The sequence below is a fragment of the Streptomyces sp. NBC_00400 genome, assembly GCF_036048035.1.
Lineage (GTDB): Bacteria > Actinomycetota > Actinomycetes > Streptomycetales > Streptomycetaceae > Streptomyces.
Genome location: NZ_CP107940.1, coordinates 6,511,584 through 6,530,155 on the forward strand (window position 1 = coordinate 6,511,584; position 18,572 = coordinate 6,530,155).

Annotated in this window: 15 protein-coding genes and 1 riboswitch; of the genes, 5 read left to right on the forward strand and 10 right to left on the reverse strand. The window is 74.2% G+C overall.

All coding sequences use genetic code 11. From position 1 onward, the window contains the following. Positions 1-35: 35 nt before the first annotated feature. Positions 36-767, forward strand: coding sequence for a glycosyltransferase family A protein (locus OHS81_RS28465; protein ID WP_328387838.1), 732 nt, complete (start codon positions 36-38; stop codon positions 765-767). Between the two features lie 311 nt (positions 768-1,078). On the opposite strand, the gene cobC is transcribed toward OHS81_RS28465, so the two are convergent. From cobC to OHS81_RS28505, 8 genes are all read right to left on the reverse strand, one after another. Continuing rightward, a complete protein-coding gene (gene cobC / locus OHS81_RS28470) occupies positions 1,079-2,266 on the reverse strand; it encodes an Rv2231c family pyridoxal phosphate-dependent protein CobC (protein WP_328387840.1) in 1,188 nt (395 codons plus the stop codon). Between the two features lie 2 nt (positions 2,267-2,268). Further along, complete coding sequence (locus OHS81_RS28475; RefSeq protein WP_328387842.1) at positions 2,269-3,177, reverse strand: sirohydrochlorin chelatase; 909 nt, start codon at positions 3,175-3,177, stop codon at positions 2,269-2,271. Next, on the reverse strand, positions 3,174-3,815 hold the full coding sequence (locus tag OHS81_RS28480; protein ID WP_443058781.1) for a cobalamin biosynthesis protein: 642 nt from the start codon (positions 3,813-3,815) through the stop codon (positions 3,174-3,176). The genes OHS81_RS28475 and OHS81_RS28480 overlap by 4 nt, the downstream gene beginning before the upstream one ends. A 145-nt stretch (positions 3,816-3,960) precedes the next feature. Continuing rightward, positions 3,961-5,355 (reverse strand): cobyrinate a,c-diamide synthase, encoded by a 1,395-nt coding sequence (locus OHS81_RS28485; protein ID WP_328387844.1) that lies wholly within the window; start codon positions 5,353-5,355, stop codon positions 3,961-3,963. 16 nt (positions 5,356-5,371) lie between these two features. Beyond that, positions 5,372-5,968: a cob(I)yrinic acid a,c-diamide adenosyltransferase gene (cobO, locus tag OHS81_RS28490; RefSeq protein WP_328387846.1), complete on the reverse strand. Its 597-nt coding sequence runs from the start codon at positions 5,966-5,968 to the stop codon at positions 5,372-5,374. Further along, complete coding sequence (locus OHS81_RS28495; protein WP_328387848.1) at positions 5,968-8,103, reverse strand: putative cobaltochelatase; 2,136 nt, start codon at positions 8,101-8,103, stop codon at positions 5,968-5,970. The genes cobO and OHS81_RS28495 overlap by 1 nt, the downstream gene beginning before the upstream one ends. 70 nt (positions 8,104-8,173) lie before the next feature. Then, on the reverse strand, positions 8,174-9,778 hold the full coding sequence (locus tag OHS81_RS28500) for a cobyric acid synthase (RefSeq protein WP_328387850.1): 1,605 nt from the start codon (positions 9,776-9,778) through the stop codon (positions 8,174-8,176). Positions 9,779-9,788: 10 nt separating this feature from the next. Next, positions 9,789-10,850, reverse strand: a complete 1,062-nt coding sequence (locus OHS81_RS28505) for a cobalamin biosynthesis protein (protein ID WP_328387852.1) — start codon at positions 10,848-10,850, stop codon at positions 9,789-9,791. Between the two features lie 131 nt (positions 10,851-10,981). Further along, positions 10,982-11,132: riboswitch (cobalamin riboswitch) on the reverse strand. 206 nt (positions 11,133-11,338) lie between these two features. On the opposite strand from OHS81_RS28505, the gene OHS81_RS28510 reads away from it, so the two are divergent. From OHS81_RS28510 to OHS81_RS28520, 3 genes are read left to right on the forward strand one after another with little or no spacing between them, the layout of a single operon-like run. Further along, on the forward strand, positions 11,339-11,782 hold the full coding sequence (locus tag OHS81_RS28510; RefSeq protein ID WP_328387854.1) for an effector-associated constant component EACC1: 444 nt from the start codon (positions 11,339-11,341) through the stop codon (positions 11,780-11,782). Between the two features lie 5 nt (positions 11,783-11,787). Next, positions 11,788-14,415 (forward strand): VWA domain-containing protein, encoded by a 2,628-nt coding sequence (locus OHS81_RS28515; protein WP_328387856.1) that lies wholly within the window; start codon positions 11,788-11,790, stop codon positions 14,413-14,415. After that, the gene (locus OHS81_RS28520) at positions 14,412-15,803 is read left to right on the forward strand and encodes an extracellular solute-binding protein (protein WP_328387858.1); all 1,392 of its coding nucleotides are present in this window, start codon (positions 14,412-14,414) and stop codon (positions 15,801-15,803) included. The genes OHS81_RS28515 and OHS81_RS28520 overlap by 4 nt, the downstream gene beginning before the upstream one ends. Positions 15,804-15,855: 52 nt before the next feature. Here the strand turns inward: OHS81_RS28520 and OHS81_RS28525 are convergent, their stop codons facing one another. Further along, on the reverse strand, positions 15,856-16,092 hold the full coding sequence (locus tag OHS81_RS28525; RefSeq protein WP_328387860.1) for a hypothetical protein: 237 nt from the start codon (positions 16,090-16,092) through the stop codon (positions 15,856-15,858). Positions 16,093-16,117: 25 nt separating this feature from the next. Continuing rightward, positions 16,118-17,476, reverse strand: a complete 1,359-nt coding sequence (locus OHS81_RS28530; protein ID WP_328387862.1) for an inorganic phosphate transporter — start codon at positions 17,474-17,476, stop codon at positions 16,118-16,120. Between the two features lie 388 nt (positions 17,477-17,864). Between OHS81_RS28530 and OHS81_RS28535 the strand changes: the two genes are divergently transcribed. Further along, positions 17,865-18,521: a class II aldolase/adducin family protein gene (locus OHS81_RS28535; RefSeq protein ID WP_328387864.1), complete on the forward strand. Its 657-nt coding sequence runs from the start codon at positions 17,865-17,867 to the stop codon at positions 18,519-18,521. Positions 18,522-18,572 lie beyond the last annotated feature (51 nt).

Below are 18,572 nucleotides of genomic sequence, written 5' to 3' on the forward strand. Positions count from 1 at the left end.
GGTCACGCCGGCGGCCTTTGGAGAGGGAGTTCCCCATGTCAACGATCAGCATAATTACCTCTGTGCACGACGGCGGCCATCATTATATTGATGAGACGTATCAATCTCTGCGCGAGCAGAAACTTCCCGGCGACTGGGAATGGCATTGGTACGTCCAAGAGGACGGCCACACCGGAATCACCGACGGCATCTTTCCCCAGGATTCCAGGATCTCGGTCGAGTCGGGCCTGCCGGCGCGCGCCGCGGTGGGACGCACGCACGCCCTCGCACGTGCGACCGGCGAGTTGGTCCGGACACTGGACGCGGACGACGTCTTGCTGCCGGGAGCCCTCGAGCGCGACATCGAGACATTGGAACGCGTTCCGTGGTGCGTATCCGCGTGCCTTGACCTCCACGAGGACGGCAGTACGTCACCGGGCCCGTACGACCCTCCGGGCGGCCCTGTCGAGCCCGGCAGGTTCTTCGACGAGGTGGTGGAACAGCGTCTGTCCGTGCAGGCTGCGACGTTCGCCGCGCGCCGCCCTCTGGTGCTCGCGCTGGGTGGTTGGCATGCGCTGACCGGAGCCGAAGGAGTGGCCCTGTTGCTTGCCGCGGAGGCTGTCGCACCCGGTGAATTCATCGCGGAGCCGAGCCTCCTCTACCGGAAGCACCCCGACCAGACCACCGCGGCGGATCGCTACTGGAACCCGGCAGAGGCAGCGACGCGCATAGGAGCAGGAATACAGCGGGCCCGGGCGATGCGGGAAGTTGGCTGGACGTGGCCGTGAGATCCCCGGCATTCATGCGGCGGCGCGTCACATCCGAGGCGTGATGAGGGGAATTGGTCGCACACGGGACTGGCAACTGGGAGGGGGTGCTGTTGGTCAATTCGGGCTGTGCGTGACGCCGTTTCTCAAGATCTGGTTGTGGGCTTCAGAGCCTACGTTGACATGTTGACGGGCATCGCTGTCGATATGACCCGATGAGTCACGGGAGATCGCGGCAATGTCCCATTCGCCACTCAGGGCATTGCCTTAACGGTTATTTGGGTGAAGGTTATCCCTCTCGCAAGGCAGAGACGGGACCTTGACGGCAGGGTTCAGCGGAGCACCTCGGCCAGCGCCGCCGCGAACCGGTCCGTCGTGGCCCGGTCCCGTACCGCCAGGCGCAGCCAGCCGGGGCCCAGGCCGGGGAAGGTGTCACCGCGGCGTACCGCGAAGCCGCGGGTCCGCAGCGCGGCGCGTACCGCGTCCGCGCCGGGCAGCCGGATCAGCACGAACGGACCCGCCGCCGGGCCCGCCGCCCGGATCTGTCCGAACTCGCCCAGCCGGGCCAGCAGATGCGCCCGGTCCCCGGCGATCTCCCCGGCCGCCGCCTCCGCCTCGGCCAGCGCCCGCGGCGTACAGCACGCCTCGGCGGCGGCCAGCGCGGGACTGGAGACCGGCCACAGCGGCTGCGCGCGCTCCAGGGCGGCAATGGTGTCCGGGGCGGCCAGCACATAGCCGATCCGCAGCCCGGCCAGCCCCCAGGTCTTGGTGAGGCTGCGCAGCACGACCAGACCCGGCAGGTCGGTGCGCCCGGCCAGCGTCTCCCGCTCACCGGGCACCGCGTCCATGAAGGCCTCGTCCACCACCAGCGTCCGGCCGGGCCGCGCCAGGGAGGCCAGGGTGTCCGCCGGGTGCAGGACCGAGGTGGGGTTGGTGGGGTTGCCGACGACGACCAGATCGGCTTCCTCCGGCACGGCGGCCGGATCCAGCCGGAAGCCCTCGTGCGCGTCGAGCAGCACCCGCCCGACGTCGTGCCCCGCGTCCCGCAGCGCCGCCTCGGGCTCGGTGAACTGCGGATGCACCACGACCGGCCGGCGGGCCCGCACGGCGCGCGCGATCAGCACGAACGCCTCCGCGGCCCCCGATGTCAGCAACACCCGTTCCACGGGCAGGCCGTGCCGGGCCGCGACCGCCCGGCGTGCCGCGCGGCCGTCGGGGTACGCGGCCAGGCCGTCCAGGGAGGCGGCGATCTCGGCCTTGAGCCAGGCCGGGGGAGTGCCGGTACGGACATTGACCGCCAAATCCGTCAATCCGTCCTCCGCACCCCGCACTTCGGCATCGCCGTGGTGGCGCAGGTCGGGCTCGCGGTCGGGCTCGGGGTGCCGCGGGCCGGGCCCGGGGGACGGTGCGTCCCGGCCGTGGGACGGCGTGTCCCGGCCGGGCGGTGGTGTGTCCTGGCCGGGCGGTGGTGTGTCCTGGCCGGACGGCAGGAGAGGGGCGGGCCCGGTGTGTGCCGGCATGCTCACCGCTCCCCGGCGTCCGCCGCCACCGCAGCGGTCCGTCGCGCCGTGCCGTCCGTCCCCCGGGCGTCCTCCGCCGCCGCCCGGCAACCGCACGCCGCACCGCCGAGCAGCGGATCGTCCGCCACCGTCGCGCGGTAGCGCTCCATGACCGCCTCGGCCACCTCGGCCGCGGGGCCGATCGCCTCCGCGCCGAACACCTCCGTACCGGGGTGTGCCGCGGCCCAGCCCTCGGCCTGCAGGTGCAGCCGCGCCAAGAGACCGCCGGGGAAGAAGAAGTAGGGCAGCACCACGATCCGGCCCGGCCGGCCGGGCGACGCCGCGACCGTCAGTGCCCGGCACCGGTCCAGGCCCGCCGGCACATCGGGCGCCGCCTGGGAGACGAACGCGGTCTCCACACCCGCGAAGCCGCGCCCCTCCCACAGCAGCCGTGCGGCCCGTGCCACCTCGGCGTTGGCGTACGGATCGGCCGCGCCGCGCCCCACCAGCAACACCGTGGTGCGCGCCCGGTCCCCGGGCCTGCGGGCGCCGGCGGCCAGCGCCTCGTCCAGCCGTCGTTCCAGTACGTCGAGCACCTTGGGATGGGGCCCCAGTTCGGCGTCACAGGCGTAGCCGAGCCCCGGGTGACGCTCCGCCGCCCGCTCCAGCGCCGAGGGCAGCGCGTCCGGTAGGGGGCCGGTAGGGGCCGGCAGCAGCGGTATGACGGCGAGCCGGGTCGCGCCCCGCGCGACGAGCTCGTCGACGGCGTCGTCCAGCGGCAGGGGCGAGTCCGGGACGCCGAAGAACCCGCCGGCGACGGGCACGTCGGGGTGGCGCTCGCCGAGCATGCGCACCAGTGCGCGCAGCGCCTCGGCCCCGCCTTCGTCACGGGTGCCGTGACCGGCGATGAGCAGTGCGGGAGGAGTGGTCACTGGGTCTCCTTGCTACCGGGGGGTGCGCTGCCGGGCGCCGGGTCGCCGGCGTCCGCCGTCCGCCGATCCGGGCCACGGCGGGGCGGGTTGGGGGAGGCCATGACGATAACCGTCCCGGCGGAGGGCACGACGGGCGCTCCCTCCCTACCAGCGGTAAGGGTGCCGCTGTCCGTTACAGCCGGCCCGGCGCCTACGGCCGGTACGGCGAGTGCACAGGTCGCCCGGGCCGGCGGCGGCGATGTCCGCTTGCCGGCGGCCAGTGCGGCACCCGGCCCCGCGGCCAGCAGTGCGGCGGCCTCGGCCACGCTCGGCGTGTTGACGGCGGCCGCTGCGGCCGCGGACGGCTCCGGTACCGGTACGGCCGCCAGCGCCGCCGCCGGGAACGACCGCAACGGCACCCCCAGCTCCCGGGCCGCCCCGGTCAGCCCCGGCTCGTCCGCCTTGGCGGCCACCGTTGCCAGGGCGACGACCTGGCGGACGGCGTACCCCGCCGCCGCGCAACTGGCCGTGATCAGGTCCAGCACTTCCGGCACCGGGACGCCACGGCGCGCGCCCACCCCGGCGACCAGCGGCACGAGGGGCGGCGGGGGCGGTGCCCCGGCCTCGCCGGCCTCGTCGTCGGCCGCCCGGCCCCTCATGCCGCGACGGCTCCCCGGCCGGCGGCCCCCAGGACGACAGCGGCCGGCCCGGGCCGGCCCGCCGGGACCGTGGGGAAGGCGCCGGGGCCCCCGGGCTCCCCGCTGCCGTTCCCGCGGGTCGTCAGGCGGGTCCTCACCCGCATCCTCACGCCGAGCTCCGGGCCACGGCGCCACGCGCCGCGCTCGCCACCAGACGCCCGGCCAGCGACGGCTCGGCGGCCCAGTGCACATGCAGGTACGAGGCGTGCACCCCGCCGGACACAAAGCCCTCCACCCGCCGCTCCGGGTGGGTCAGCCCCCATGCCGGGTCCGCGCCCGCGCCCGGCTCCAGCACCGTGCGGTGGAACTCGTGGCCGCGCACCCGGGTCCCGGCCGCCGCCAGCGCGTTGTCCCGCAGCGCCACCGCCTCGCGGTAGCCGAGGGTGAGCCGTTCGGTCATCCGGGACTCGGCGGGCAGCACCCCGCACATCGGCTTCCCGTCCAGCGACCGGGACAGGTAGAGCAGCCCGGCGCATTCGGCGGAGACCGGCGCCCCGGACGCGGCCAGGGCGGCCACCGCCGCGCGGAGCGGCGCATTCGCCGACAGATCCGGTGCGTACATCTCCGGGAAGCCCCCGCCGATCACCAGCCCCCGGGTGCCGGGCGGCAGTTGTTCGTCCCGCAGCGGGTCGAAGGCGGCCACCTCGGCGCCCGCGGCGGCCAGCAGCTCGGCGTGCTCGGCGTACGAGAAGGTGAACGCGGGGCCGCCCGCGACGGCGATCAGCGGCTTCTGAGGGGCGGTGACCCCCTCGGCCACGGACAGCTCCACCGCCGGGTCCCAGGGGGCGTCCGGCAGCTCGGGCACCGTACGCGCCAGCGCCAGCAGCGCCTCCAGGTCGCAGCCCTCGCGGACCCGCGCGGCCAGCTCGGCCACCGACTCCACCGCCTCGGCCCGCCGTTCGGCGACCGGCACCAGGCCCAGGTGACGCGACGGCGTACCGGCCCGCCCGTCCCGGCGCAGCGCGCCCAGCACCGGCACCCCGGACGACTCCATCGCCTCCCGCAGCAGCTCCTCGTGGCGGTCCGAGCCGACCTTGTTGAGGATCACCCCGGCCAGCCGCACCTCCGGATCCCAGGAAGCGAAGCCGTGCACCAGCGCGGCCACCGACCGTGACTGCGAGGACGCGTCCACCACCAGCACCACCGGCGCCCGCAGCAGCTTCGCCACCTGCGCCGTCGAGGACAGTTCGCCCATCTGGGACGCCCCGTCGAACAGCCCCATCACGCCCTCGACGAGCGCCAGATCGGCGCCGGCCGCGCCGTGCAGGAACAGCGGCGCGATCCGGCCGGGCCCGCACAGATAGGCGTCCAGATTGCGGCCGGGACGGCCGGTGGCGAGGGAGTGGTAGCCCGGATCGATGTAGTCCGGGCCCACCTTGTGCGGCGACACCACGAGCCCGGCCTCGGCGAACGCCGCCATCAGGCCGGTGGCCACCGTCGTCTTCCCCGCGCCCGAGGACGGCGCGGCGATCACCAGCCGGGGGATCGCACCGCCGCTCATGCCGCGCTCACCCGGCTCACCATTCGATGCCCCGCTGGCCCTTCTGGCCGGTGTCCATCGGGTGCTTGACCTTGGTCATGTCCGTCACCAGATCGGCGAAGTCCAGCAGCGCCTCGGGGGCGTTGCGCCCGGTGATGACGACATGCTGCGTACCGGGACGGTCGCGCAGCGCCGACACCACCTCCTCGGTGTCGATCCAGCCCCACTTCAGCGGGTACGCGAACTCGTCCAGCACCAGCAGCTTGTACGTCTCCGCGGCGAGGTCCCGCTTGACCTGCTCCCAGCCCTCGCGCGCCGCCTCCTCGCTGGAGGCGATGTCGCGCTGGACCCAGGACCAGCCCTCGCCCATCTTGTGCCAGGCGACGGTGCCGCCCTCGCCGGACTCCCCGAGCACCTTCAGCGCCCGCTCCTCGCCGACCTTCCACTTCGCCGACTTCACGAACTGGAACACCCCGACCGGCCAGCCCTGGTTCCAGGCACGCAGCGCCAGCCCGAAGGCCGCGGTGGACTTGCCCTTGCCCTGGCCGGTGTGGACGAACACCAGCGGGCGGTTGCGGCGCTGGCGGGTGGTGAGCCCGTCGTTCGGTACGACGGACGGCTGTCCCTGCGGCATTACGCGGCCTTCCTGTTGCCTTGTACGGTCCGTACGAGCGCGGAGACGCTGTCCGCGCGCAGTTCGTCGAGGGTGACCGCGGTGCCCTGCAGATCACGGGCCAGCTCGCCCGCAAGACCCAGCCGCACCGGGCCCGCCTCGCAGTCCACGACCACCGAGGCGGTGCCCTCGGCGGCCAGCAGGCGGGCCGCGCGGGCGGCGCGTACGACGGGCTCCGGGCCGCCGGTCGCCCGTCCGTCGGTGACGACCACCAGCAGCGGCCGCCGCGAGGCATCCCGCATCCGCTCCACCCGCAACACCTCATGGGCCCGCAGCAGCCCCTCCGACAGCGGCGTACGGCCCCCCGTCGGCAACTGCTCCAGCCGCGCCGCGCCGGCCTCCACCGACGAGGTCGGGGGCAGCGCCAGCTCGGCGCCGGTGCCCCGGAAGGTGATCATGCCGATCTTGTCGCGCCGCTGGTAGGCGTCCAGCAGCAGCGAGAGCACCGCGCCCTTGACCGCGCTCATCCGCTTGCGCGCCGCCATCGAACCGGACGCGTCCACGACGAACAGGACCAGATTGCCCTCCCGCCCCTCGCGTACCGCCTCGCGCAGATCGTCCCGGCGCACCACCAGACCCCGCCCGTGGCGGCCGCGGGCCCGCTGGTGCGGCGCCGCGGCCTGCACGGTCGCCGCCAGGTGCAGCTTGCCCAGGGCGCCGTGCGGACGCCGTGCCCCGGTCGTCCGGCCGTGCGCGGTCCGCGCCCGCGACCTGCGGCCGTCCGCGCCCTCGCCCAGGCCCGGGACGTCGAGGCGCCGGGTGCGGAACGGCTCGCCGGCGCCGACCGCGGCCTTCTCGCCGCCCGCGGCGGGGGCGCCCTCCTCGGACTGCTCCGGGGCCGCGGGCTGCTCCTGAGGCCGCTCGGGGCCCTCGGCGCTCTCCCGCTCCTGCTGGTGCGGGAGTTCGGGGCTCTGCGCCGGGGACGACTCCTGCGGACCGCCGTCCCCGCTGTCCTGCGGGGGCGCTCCGCCGCCGTCCGGACCGCCCCCGCCGGGGCCGCCGTCCGGGCCGTCCGGGTCCGGATCGTCCTCGCCGTCCGTGCCCGGGCCGTCCGTGTCCTCGTCCGCCCCGCCGAACTCCTCCAGCGTTCGGTCGAGCTTGTCCTCGTCCAGGCCGGGCGCGTCGAAGGGGTTACGGCGCCGGCGGTGCGGCAGCGCCAGCAGCGCCGCCTGGCGTACGTCCTCCTCCAGGACGTCGGTCCGCCCCGCCCACGCGGTCAGCGCGGTGGCGGTACGCGCCATCACGATGTCCGCGCGCATCCCGTCCACCTCGAACGCCGCGCAGGTCGCGGCGATCTGCCGGAGCGCCCCGTCGCCCAGCGTCACCCGCGGCAGCAGCTCCCGGGCGGCGGCGATCCGCCCGCGCAGCGCGTCCTCCTCGGCCGCCCAGCCTGCCGCGAACCCCGCCGGATCGGCGTCATAGGCCAGTCGGCGCCGGACCACCGACACCCGCTCGTCGGGCTCCCGGGAGGCGGCCACCTCGACCGTGAGCCCGAACCGGTCCAGCAGCTGCGGCCGCAGCTCCCCCTCCTCGGGGTTCATCGTCCCGACGAGCAGGAAGCGGGCCGCGTGCCGCACGGACACGCCCTCGCGCTCCACGTACGAGGCGCCCATGGCGGCCGCGTCCAGCAGCAGGTCCACCAGGTGGTCGTGGAGGAGGTTGACCTCGTCGACGTAGAGGATCCCGCGGTGTGCGTCCGCCAGCAGGCCCGGCTCGAAGGCCTTCACGCCCTCGGACAGCGCCCGCTCGATGTCCAGCGCGCCCACCAGCCGGTCCTCGGAGGCGCCGACGGGCAGTTCGACCATCCGCGTCGGGCGCTCCTCGGCGGCAGCCCTCTCGTGCGGCCCGTCGGGGCAGCCGGGGTCGGGCGCGGCCGGGGCGCAGGCGAAGCGGCAGCCGCTGACCACGTCCACCTGCGGCATCAGCGCCGACAGCGCGCGGACGGCGGTGCTCTTGGCGGTGCCCTTCTCCCCGCGGACCAGCACCCCGCCCACCGCGGGGCTCACCGCGTTCAGCAGCAGCGCCAGCCGCAGATCGTCCATGCCGACCACCGCGGTGAAGGGGTACTGCGGGGCGGTGTGGTGAGCGGTTGTCATGCTGTGTCGTCCTCCAGGTCGTCGGGCGGCTGTGTTGTCCGCGTCGGCAGCGGTCCTCCGTTGCGTACCCTCATGGCGCCCCCGGAGGCACGAACGGCAGCTCCTCCGGTACTCCTTCCTCGATCAGCCGCAGCAGCGCGCCGGTGTCCGCGTGCTCCTCGATCAGATCGCCCAGCCGGTCGAGCTGCTCCTCGCGCAGGGCGGCGAAGGCGGTGTCGGGGGCCGGGACGAACGCCCGGCCCGCATCCGCCGCGACGCGCCGCAGGAACGCCCGCCGGAAGCCGTCGCTCTCCAGCGAGCCGTGCCAGTGCGTGCCCCATACGGAGCCGGCCCGGCACCCGTCCAGGCTCCGCCCTTCGCCGTCGGACATGAACGCCTCGTCCCCGCCGGTCACTTCGGCGACCCCGTGGTGGATCTCGTAGCCCGCCACCGGCTCGCCCAGCGCCTCGCCGACCGGCCGCGCCAGGGTCTTCTCCGCCGCGAACCGTACGCGCACGGGCAGCAGTCCCAGCCCGTCGACCGTGCCGGCCTTTGACTCCACGTCGTCCTCGATGCGTTCGCCCAGCATCTGGAAGCCGCCGCAGATGCCCAGCACCGGGCGGCCCTCGGCGGCCCGCCTCACGACCGCGTCCGCCAGCCCGCGCTCGCGCAGCCACTGCAGCGCCCGGACCGTGCCCCGGGTCCCCGGCAGCACCACCAGGTCCGCGTCGGCCAGCTCCTCGGCCCGGTCCACGAACCGCACCACCACGCCCGGCTCCGCGGCCAGCGCGTCCACGTCCGTGAAGTTCGACATCAGCGGGACGGCACAGACCGCCACCCGCAGCACCTGGGCGCCGTGCGGCGGAGCCACCACGCTCTCGCGCACCGCACCGCGCAGCGACACCCTCCCCCAAGCTCTCGACTTCGTTCGAGCAGGGGGGACCCCCATTCCGTCCTCCTCGTCGATGCCGAGGCCGTGCGAGAAGGGCAGCACACCCAGCGTCCGCCGCCCGGTGAGGCCGCGCAGCATCTCAAGGCCCGGCTCCAGCAGCGTCACATCGCCGCGGAACTTGTTGACGAGATACCCCGCGACCAGCGCCTGGTCCTCCTTGGACAGCAGCGCGGTGGTGCCGAAGAAGGAGGCGAACACCCCGCCGCGGTCGATGTCACCGACCACCACCACCGGGATCCGGGCGGCCCGTGCCAGACCCATGTTCACGAGGTCGGTGCGCCGCAGGTTGATCTCGGCCGGACTTCCGGCGCCCTCGCAGATCACCGCGTCGTGGGTACGCCGCAGCTCCGCCAGGCAGTCGGTGACCGTGCCGAGCAACTGTTCCTGACGGCCCTCGTGGTAGCCCCGGGCACTGAGCTCGCCCACCGGCTTCCCCAGCAGCACCACCTGGCTGCTGCGATCGCTGCCGGGCTTGAGCAGGACGGGGTTCATCAGCGCGGTCGGCTCCACCCGCGCCGCGGCGGCCTGCATCGCCTGGGCCCGTCCGATCTCCGCGCCCTCGCGGGTGACGAACGAATTCAGGGACATGTTCTGCGCCTTGAACGGCGCCACCCGCACCCCCTGCCGGGCCAGCCAGCGGCAGATGCCCGCCGTCACCACGCTCTTGCCGGCGTCGGACGTCGTACCGGCCACCAACAGGCCACCGCCGACGGCCCCGCCCGATCCCTTGAACCGCCCGTTCACCGGGTCCTCCTCATGCGCCGGGCCCCCGGCTGTCGTGAGCCGTACGCGCCAGTGCACGCACGGTCCTGCGCGATACCGCACCCGCGGCCGGGCGGGCGGCAGCCACCGGGGCCCGCCGCAGCGCCCCGGCCGCCAGCCGCGCCGCCACCGTCGTCGCCAGCGCAAGGACGCTCACCCGGCGCGAGAGCCGCACGGCCCGTTCGATGTCGGGCACCGCGACCGGCGGCGCCCCGTCGTTGAGCACCGGCCGGTGCTCCACCCGCCCGCCATAGGCCAGCGTGCCACCCAGCCGTACGCCCAGCGCGCCCGCGAACGACGCCTCCACCGGGCCCGCGTTGGGGCTCGGATGGGCGCCGCCGTCCGCCCGCCAGGCCCGCAGCGCACCGCGCCGGTCGGGGCCCGCGAGCACGGTGAGGGCGGCGGTCAGCCGGGAGCCGGGCCAGCCGGCGAGGTCGTCGAGCCGGGCCGAGGCCCAGCCGAAGCGGCGGTGGCGCGGCGACTTGTGCCCCACCATCGCGTCCAGGGTGTTCACCGCCCGGAACGCCACCAGGCCGGGCACCCCGCCCAGCGCGCCCCACACCAGGGCGCCGACCACGGCGTCCGAGGTGTTCTCGGCGACCGACTCCACCACCGCGCGGGCCATCTGGGCCCCGTCCAGGGCCTGGGGATCGCGGCCGCACAGATGCGGCAGCCGCTCCCGCGCCACGTCCAGGTCACCCGCCGTCAGCGCACCGCCGACGGCCCGGGCCTCCCGGCCGAGCGAGGTGCCGCCCAGCACCGCCCAGACCGTGGCCGCGGTCAGCGCGATCCGGGCGCCGTCGCGCAGGGGAGCCGGGGCAACGGCCCGTACGGCGCGCTCCAGCAGCGCGGCCCCGGCGGCGGCACCGCCCGCACACAGCACGGCGTGCGCCGCTCCGTATCCGCGGTGATCGCGCCACAGCCGGCGTTCGACGGCGCTCGCGGCCCGGCCGAAGGCGGCCACCGGATGGCCGCGCCGCGGGTCCGCCGCGATCAGGTCGCCGAGAAAGCCGAGGGCCGCGCCGCACGCATATCCCGCGTGTTCGCCGCGCACCGGTCAGACCGCCGCTGCGGCGTGTCCAACGGGCCCTGTGGCGGCGGGCAGTGGAGATCTCGAAGGGCGGCCGGGCATGGCGGTGTGTCCTCACTCAGGGTCCGCGCCCTGGCTCGACGTGACGGCGACAAGAGTCTCCTGGCTCCCGGATCGGCGAGTCCTCCGGCCTTCCAGTCCCTGCGTACGTCATCCGACGTACGCGAGGCGGACCGTGGCCTTCGCTGGAGGAACGCTCCCCGGTGACAGTGGCGGGACCGCGCCGGATTCGCACCGGACTTCCTCAGCTGTCGCCGAATGGCTCCGGCAGTCCACCACGCCCCGCGATGCCCGTCAACTCGCCCTTGACCTGCAACGCTGCCCTGTGGCACGCGCTGTGGTGCACGCCACAGCGTGGCAGGAAGGTCACAGACGGTTGCCCATGCCCCTGATTTCACGTCACTATCTGGTGGTGCACGGTGGCGACGGGGCCGCCGGAAGGGGGCCGGGGGATGCCGCAGAGTGCTGACCGCCACGAGATCCGCCTCAGGATCACGGGCACGAACAATCCGGACCAGGACATCGAAGACCTCAGGGCCTGGCTGGAGCGCGAGCCGTGGCTGGACCGGCACGGCCACGACTGGCAGCTCCGGCCGCGGCCGGCAAACGAGAGCGACGACGGCCCCGGTGACATGGCCGCCGGCCTCGACGACCTGATCCTGGTCATCATCGGCGCCGTCACCGGCGAGATCACCAAAAGTCTCACCATCGCCCTGCAGGAGTGGCTGCGACGGCGCAGGGAGGAACGCGACACCGGCGAGCGGCCCGCCGTCGCGGTCGGGGCCGGTGACGGGGACCTGCGCGCGCTCGGCGACCCGGGCCCGGCCACCGCGGCCCCCGAACACCCCGATCCCGGCAGCCCGGCGGACGGGAGCGGCAGCACCGCCGGGGACTGAGCCGGATGTCCGAATACGACGCACGGGGCAAGGTCAACCGGGCGCTGCTGATCAGCGTCGACGACTACCGCACGCTGCGCCCGCTGCCCGCGGTGAAGGACAACGTCCGGAAGCTGGAGCAGGCCCTGCTCGCCCCCGGCACCGATCTGTTCACCAAGGGCGAGGTCGTCACCTGCCGGCCCCAGGAGCCCTGGGAGGTGGAACAGGCGCTGGACACCGTCGTCCAGGAGGCGCGCGGGCTGCTGCTGGTGTACTTCTCCGGCCACGGCCGGGTGGGCAGCGACGGCGGCAATCTGCACCTCATGGTCGGCGCCTCGGAACGCCGGCACAAGACCGTCTCCTGGCAGGACACGGTGCTGTCCTATCTGGACAACGCCCGGGCCGACCGCATCGTGATCGTCCTGGAGTGCTGTTACGCCGGCAACGCGAGCGAGGCCTTCCACTCCTGCCGCAACCCCACCTCGCTGCTGATGGCCGCGCAGCCCAACCGCCGGATCTTCAGCGGCGAGGAACCCACCGGGGGCAGCGTCTTCAACCGTGCCCTGGTCCAGATCCTGGAACGGGGCATCCCCGGCAAACGGTTCGTCACCTTCGAGGACCTGGTCCGGGCACTGCGGGAACAACTGGCCGGTGAACGCACCCCGATGGGCGACGTCTGGGAGCCGCGCTCGGCGAAGCAGAACACCGTCGACGACGTCATCCTGTCCTTCGCCACCCCCGAGGCCCGCCCGCCGACCCCGCTGCGGATCCGCTTACGCCGCCGCCTGAAGTCGTCCTTCCGGCGCTGGACCGGACTCCTGCTGATCCTGGCGATCATCCTCGTACCGGCCGTCACCGGCGTCGTCCTGCTCCGGCTCCCGAACGACGGGGCGCCCTGTCCGCCCGCCCTCGAACTGCGGCTGCTCACCGCCCCCGAGGCCGAACCCGCGCTGCGCCAGGCCGCCTTCGACTACGAGATGTCCGAGACCAACACCCGGCCCCTGACCGGTGAGGGCAACCTCCCCGACGGCTGCCGGCGCGCCCAGATCACCGTCTACTCCGCCGCCCGGGACCAGGTCGACCAGGGCTTCGCCGCCGCCGCACGCTGGCAGGGCGAGGCCCTGGGGACCGGGCAGACCCGGCCGGCCGACAAGGGCCTCGACCCCCCGGGCCGGCCCGGACCACAGCCCGACGTCTGGATCCCCGAGTCCACCGCCGACTACTACGAGGCCCGCCGCGGTATGCCCGCCACGACCTCCCCGGCGACCCTCCACTACAGCGCCCCCGTCGCCTACACCCCGCTGGTCGTCGGCATCCCGGAGAGCCGGCGGCTGGACGACGTCGAACCGGCCGACGCCTCCTGGCCGGATCTGCTCACCCAGACCGACGGCAGCCACCACGACCTCAGACTCCTGCGGCCCAGCCCGGTGCTGTCCGGCACCGGGCTGCTGCACACCCTCGGCCTCTACCTCGCCCACGTCGGCCCGGGCGGCACCGCGACGGGAGCGCCCGACCTCACCCTCGCCCGGCAGGCCGAGGAGCGGCTGTCCGCCCCGGGCAGCCAGTACGCGGGCAGCACCGAACTGCTGTGTTCGCTGCGGCCCGACACCGGCACCGACGCCGCCGGCTCCGTCGACCGCGCGAAGTCCGCGCCCCTGGTGTCGGAGAAGTCCCTCGCCGACTACAACCTCGGCCACGCCATCGGCAGTTGCCCGGCCCGCCCGTCCGCACTCCCGTTCCGCAACCGCTACCTCGCCTACTACCCCGAGAACGTCCCCGCGCTCGACCATCCCCTGGTCCGTGTCGACTGGCAGGGCGCCACGGACGCCACCGTGCGAAAGGCCGCCGTCGCGAGCTTCGCCGGCTGGCTGCGCGCCCCCGGCGGCGGGCAGCGCACCCTCACCGCGCAGGGTTACCGCGGGGTGCGGGAGGCGAGCCCCCCACCGGGCTCACCGCTGCGGGACAGCCGCGCGGACGTCGACCCCGTCGGGCCGGTCGTGCCCTTCACCGCCGGCCCGGAGCAGGTCTCCCAGGTGCTGGACGGCTACGACAAGGCCCAGAAGTCCAGCCAGGTGCTGATCCTCATGGACACCTCCACCTCCATGGCGGACGGCGGCAGGCTCCCGGTCGCCCTGAGCGCGGCCGGACGCGCCCTGGAGATGGCCGGCCCGCGCCACACCTACGGCCTGTGGGCCTTCCCGGACCGCGCGCACCCCGCCGACGCCGACGCGGTGCGCGAGCTGGTCCGGCTGGGCAGCGCCGACCCGGCCCCGGGCAAGGCGGCGCTGGACCGGATCGCCGGCGGCGAACTGGTCGAGCACGGCGCCGCGATGGAGGAGGCGCTGACCCGTGCCCTGCGCACGATGAAGAAGTCCCCGGCCACCAACAAGGCCATCGTGCTCCTGCTCGACCAGGACGACGGCGCGGGCCGCCGTGCGGCGAGCGTGGAGCGGACGCTTGGCACCCTCCTGGAGGAGAAGCCCGACGTGCCCATCCTGGCGCTGGTGCTGGGCCGGTCCGGCTGTGACACCTTCGCCTTCCGGCAGCTGGCCGGCGCCTCGCACGGACAGTGCGTGCCCGCAGGACCGCAGGCCGTCGACACGCTGGCCGGCCGGATCGCCTCCATCGGCACGGCCGCCAAGGGGGACCGATGACCGCTGTGCGCACCACCGCGCCCGCCGCCGCGCTGTGTCTGCTGCTGACGCTGGCGGTGAGCGGCTGTACGCCGGGGGAGCAGGACGTCCCGGAGAAGGGCGCGATCGTCTTCGCCACCGGCAGCGACCTCAGCAGCTCCGGCATCCGCCAGGACCTGATCCACGCCTGGGAGAAGGAGCACGGCCGCACGGTCCGGATCGTCGAACTCCCCGACACCGCCGACGGCCAGCGCAGCCAGCTGCTGGCCGCGGGCCAGTCCGGCAACGGCGGCTACGACGTGCTCAACCTCGATGTGGCCTGGACCGCGGAGTTCGCCGAGGCGGGCGTGATCCGCCCCTGGCCCGCGAGCCTGGACGGGGACTTCCTCGGCAGCGTGGCCAAGACCGTGGAGTACGACGGCAAGGTGTGGGGCGTGCCCTTCAACACCGACGCCGGGCTGCTCTACTACCGCAAGGACATCCTGGACGCGTACCACCACGGCGCCCCGTCCACCTGGGATGAACTCAAGGACGTGGCGAGCGAGGTGACCAAGGACTACAACCGGAAGGCGGCCCACGATGCCGCCGCCGGCCAGAAGAAGCGGCCCACGATGTACGGCATGGTCGCCCAGTTGCGGCCCTACGAGGGACTGACCGTCAACACCCTGGAGTCGGCCTGGGTCTACGGCGGCGACCCGGAGGCCACCAGTTTCACCAAGGGCGAGCAGGTCGGCGCGCTGCAACTGGGCGTCGCCGAGCTCAAGAACCGGCTCGATACGATCATGCCGCACGAGGCCACGGCCATGGACGAGACGGAGAGCCGCCGCTGGTTCGCCGACGGCCGCGCGCTGTTCATGCGCAACTGGCCGGTCGAGTACGCCTCGGTCGCCCGGAAGCTCACGCCGGGCAAGGAGTTCGACGTCACCCAGCTGCCCGCCCGTCCCAGCGACGGCAAGCGGATGTCCGTGCTGGGCGGGCAGAACCTCGCGATCTCCGCGGGCAGCAAGCGGCCGGCCGGCGCCCGGTCCCTGATCGAGGCGCTGACCGGTGCGGGCAGCGAACGCTGTCTGCTGGAGCGGGGGTTCGCGGCCACCCGCAACTCGGCGTACCGGGACGGGCCCACGGCACCGCGCTGCCCGCTGCCGCCCCGCGACGCGGAGCGCGGCGGCCCGGGAGCGCCGGAGCCGCGCCCCGACCCCCGCACCCTGCACGAGGCGCTGCTGGCGGCCGAACCGCGCCCGCGCAGCGCCCACTACCAGACCTTCAGCAAGGTCGTTCAGCTCGGGGTGTCCGCCTTTCTCAACGGCCGCGGCGGCACGGCCATCGCCGACCGGCTGGCCCGGGAGGCCGATGACGCGCTCGGCGGACGGGGCACACCGACGACGAAGCGCCCGGCGGACGACGGCTGATGCCGTGGTCCGCCGGGCGCCGCGCGCTGTCCGGTGCCGCCTCCGGTGGAGGTCAGGCGGCGACGATCAGATAGATGCCATAGGCCACCGCCGCCGCGCACAGGGCGAAGGCGGTCACCGCGCCGGCCCGCGCCCCCGCACCCGGTGCGGCGACCGCGGCCGCGGCGCCTTCCGGCTGCGGCCTGCGGGAGGTACCGACGATGCCGACGGTGAACAGGCCCACGATCCCGACCGTGACCGCGAGGGTGACGCCGAAGACCTGGCCGAGAGCTGCCCAGTCGATGCTCATGGAGTTCCTTATCAGGTGATGACAGCTAGCGGGAGACCGTCGCGGCCTTGGGGCGCGGGGCGGGTGTCGCGGGGGTGCCGGGGCCGGATGCCTGGGCCGGGATCCCGGCGGCCTCCGGGGCGTCGGCCGGCTGGGCGTCCGTCACCGGGACATCAGCCGCCGGGGCGTCGGCCGCCGGGGCGTCGGCCGCCGGGACTTCGGTCGCCGGGGCCGGCTGGCCCGCCGGGGGAGGGGAGACGGTGCGCAGCGCGGCGGTCACCACGCCCACCGGCTCCGCTGCCGGGCCTTCGTTGACATTGGTGTGGTCGATCGGCTTGCGCCGGGAGGCGGCCCAGATCGCGCCGCAGATGCCGAGTGCGAGCACGGCCACCGCCGCCACACCCCAGTCGCCCTGCCCCGCGAGGAACGCGGCGCCCGCCGCGACCAGACCCGCGGCCGGCAGCGTCAGACCCCAGGCCAGGACCATCCGGCCGGCCGTGGACCAGCGCACCACGCCGCCCTTGCGGCCCAGGCCCGAGCCCATCACGGCACCGGAGCAGACCTGGGTGGTGGAGAGCGCGAAGCCGAGGTGCGAGGAGGCCAGGATGGTGGCCGCCGCGCCGGTCTGGGCGGCGAAGCCCTGCGGCGGCTGGATGTCGGTGATGCCCTTGCCCATCGTGCGGATGATCCGCCAGCCGCCCAGGTACGTACCGAGCGCAATGGCGAGACCGGCCGAGGCGATGACCCACAGCGGCGGGTCGGCGTGCGGGGCGACCACACCGCCGGTGATCAGCGCGAGGGTGATCACACCCATCGTCTTCTGGGCGTCGTTGGTGCCGTGGGCGAGGGAGACCAGGGCGGCGGAGGCGATCTGCCCCGCGCGGTAGCCCTTGGCGGTGTCCGCCTCGTCGCGGTTGCGGGTCAGCCGGTAGGTGAGCCGGGTCGCCGCCATCGCGGCCAGGCCGGCCACGACCGGGGCGGCCACCGCCGGGATCAGGACCTTCATCACCACGGCCTCGCCGTGCACCCCGTGGGTGCCGACCGACACCAGGGTCGCGCCGATGAGACCGCCGAAGAGGGCGTGGGAGGAGCTGGAGGGGAGACCCGCGAGCCAGGTCAGCAGGTTCCAGACGATGGCGCCGACCAGGCCGGCGAAGATCACTTCAGGTCTGATGCCGGCGCTCTCGTCGATGATCCCGCCGGAGATGGTCTTGGCCACCTCCACGGACAGGAACGCACCGACGAGGTTGAGCCCTGCCGACATCGCCACCGCGGCCTTGGGTCGCAATGCCCCGGTGGAGATGGTGGTGGCCATTGCATTGGCCGTGTCGTGGAAGCCGTTCGTAAAGTCGAACACCAAGGCCGTGACGATCACGATCCCGATGAGAAGCGTGATGTGTTCCATTCACCCAGGCAATCAGTTCGGAGGTCAGCGTCGTTGGGACCGTACGGAGAGTGGGTGAACGGAAAGTGAACTGGGGCGGGCGCGGTGATGACGCCCCCGCAGTGTTCACAGGGAGGTGTCTCCCGCGTCACTTCCGCCTCATCCGTTGGCGAACTTGATGCGTTGTGCGGGCGGGCCCTCCCCGCGGGAGCGTCGCGCGCCGGCTCCCCGGCGACGTTAACGGAGAACCAACACAAGGTGACCCGTCTCCGGGCAATCCTCCGCAGAGAGGCAGATATCCCTATATGGCGGATTCCGGATGGTCGGGCCCCGTCGTACTCTGCCCCGGCCTGCTCGTACGGTGTCGCGCACCGCAACCCGCCACTCGCCGCACCGCGCCGGAGGACCCATGAAGGACCACGCCGACCGCCTCGCCGAAGCCTGGGGCGAACTGGTCGCCACCGCCCGCAGAACCGTGTCCGACGGACTGGTCGTCGGCACCTCGGGCAATGTCTCGCGCCGCATCAAGGACCTGGTCCTGGTCACCCCCAGCGGCGTCCCCTACGACCGGCTCGGGCCGGGCGACACCACCGCGGTCGACCTCGAAGGGCGCCAGATCATCGGCACGCTCCGGCCGACCAGCGAACTGCCGATGCACCTGGCGGTCTACCGCAGCACCACGGCCACCGCCGTCGTCCACACCCACGCCCCGTATGCCACCGCCGTCTCCACCCTCGTCCCCGAACTCCCGCCGGTCCACTACATGACCGCGGCGCTCGGCGGCCCCGTGCGCGTCGCCCCCTATGCCCTGTACGGCAGCGACGAGCTCGCCGCCCACATGCTCGACGCGCTCCGCGACCGCACCGGCTGCCTGCTGCAGAACCACGGCACCCTCACCCACGGCGACAGCCTCGGCCAGGCGCTGGACCGCACCGCCCAGCTGGAGTGGATGTGCCGGGTCTGGCTGACCGCGAGCTCCGTGCCGGGGCACACGCCGAACCTGCTGTCGGCCGGACAGCTCGACGCGGCCGCCGCACAGCTGCGGGACTACGGCCGGCAGGGCTGAGCACCCGTAGTGGACGGCGGCGCGGCCCGCACGCCGTCCACCCGGCCGCCG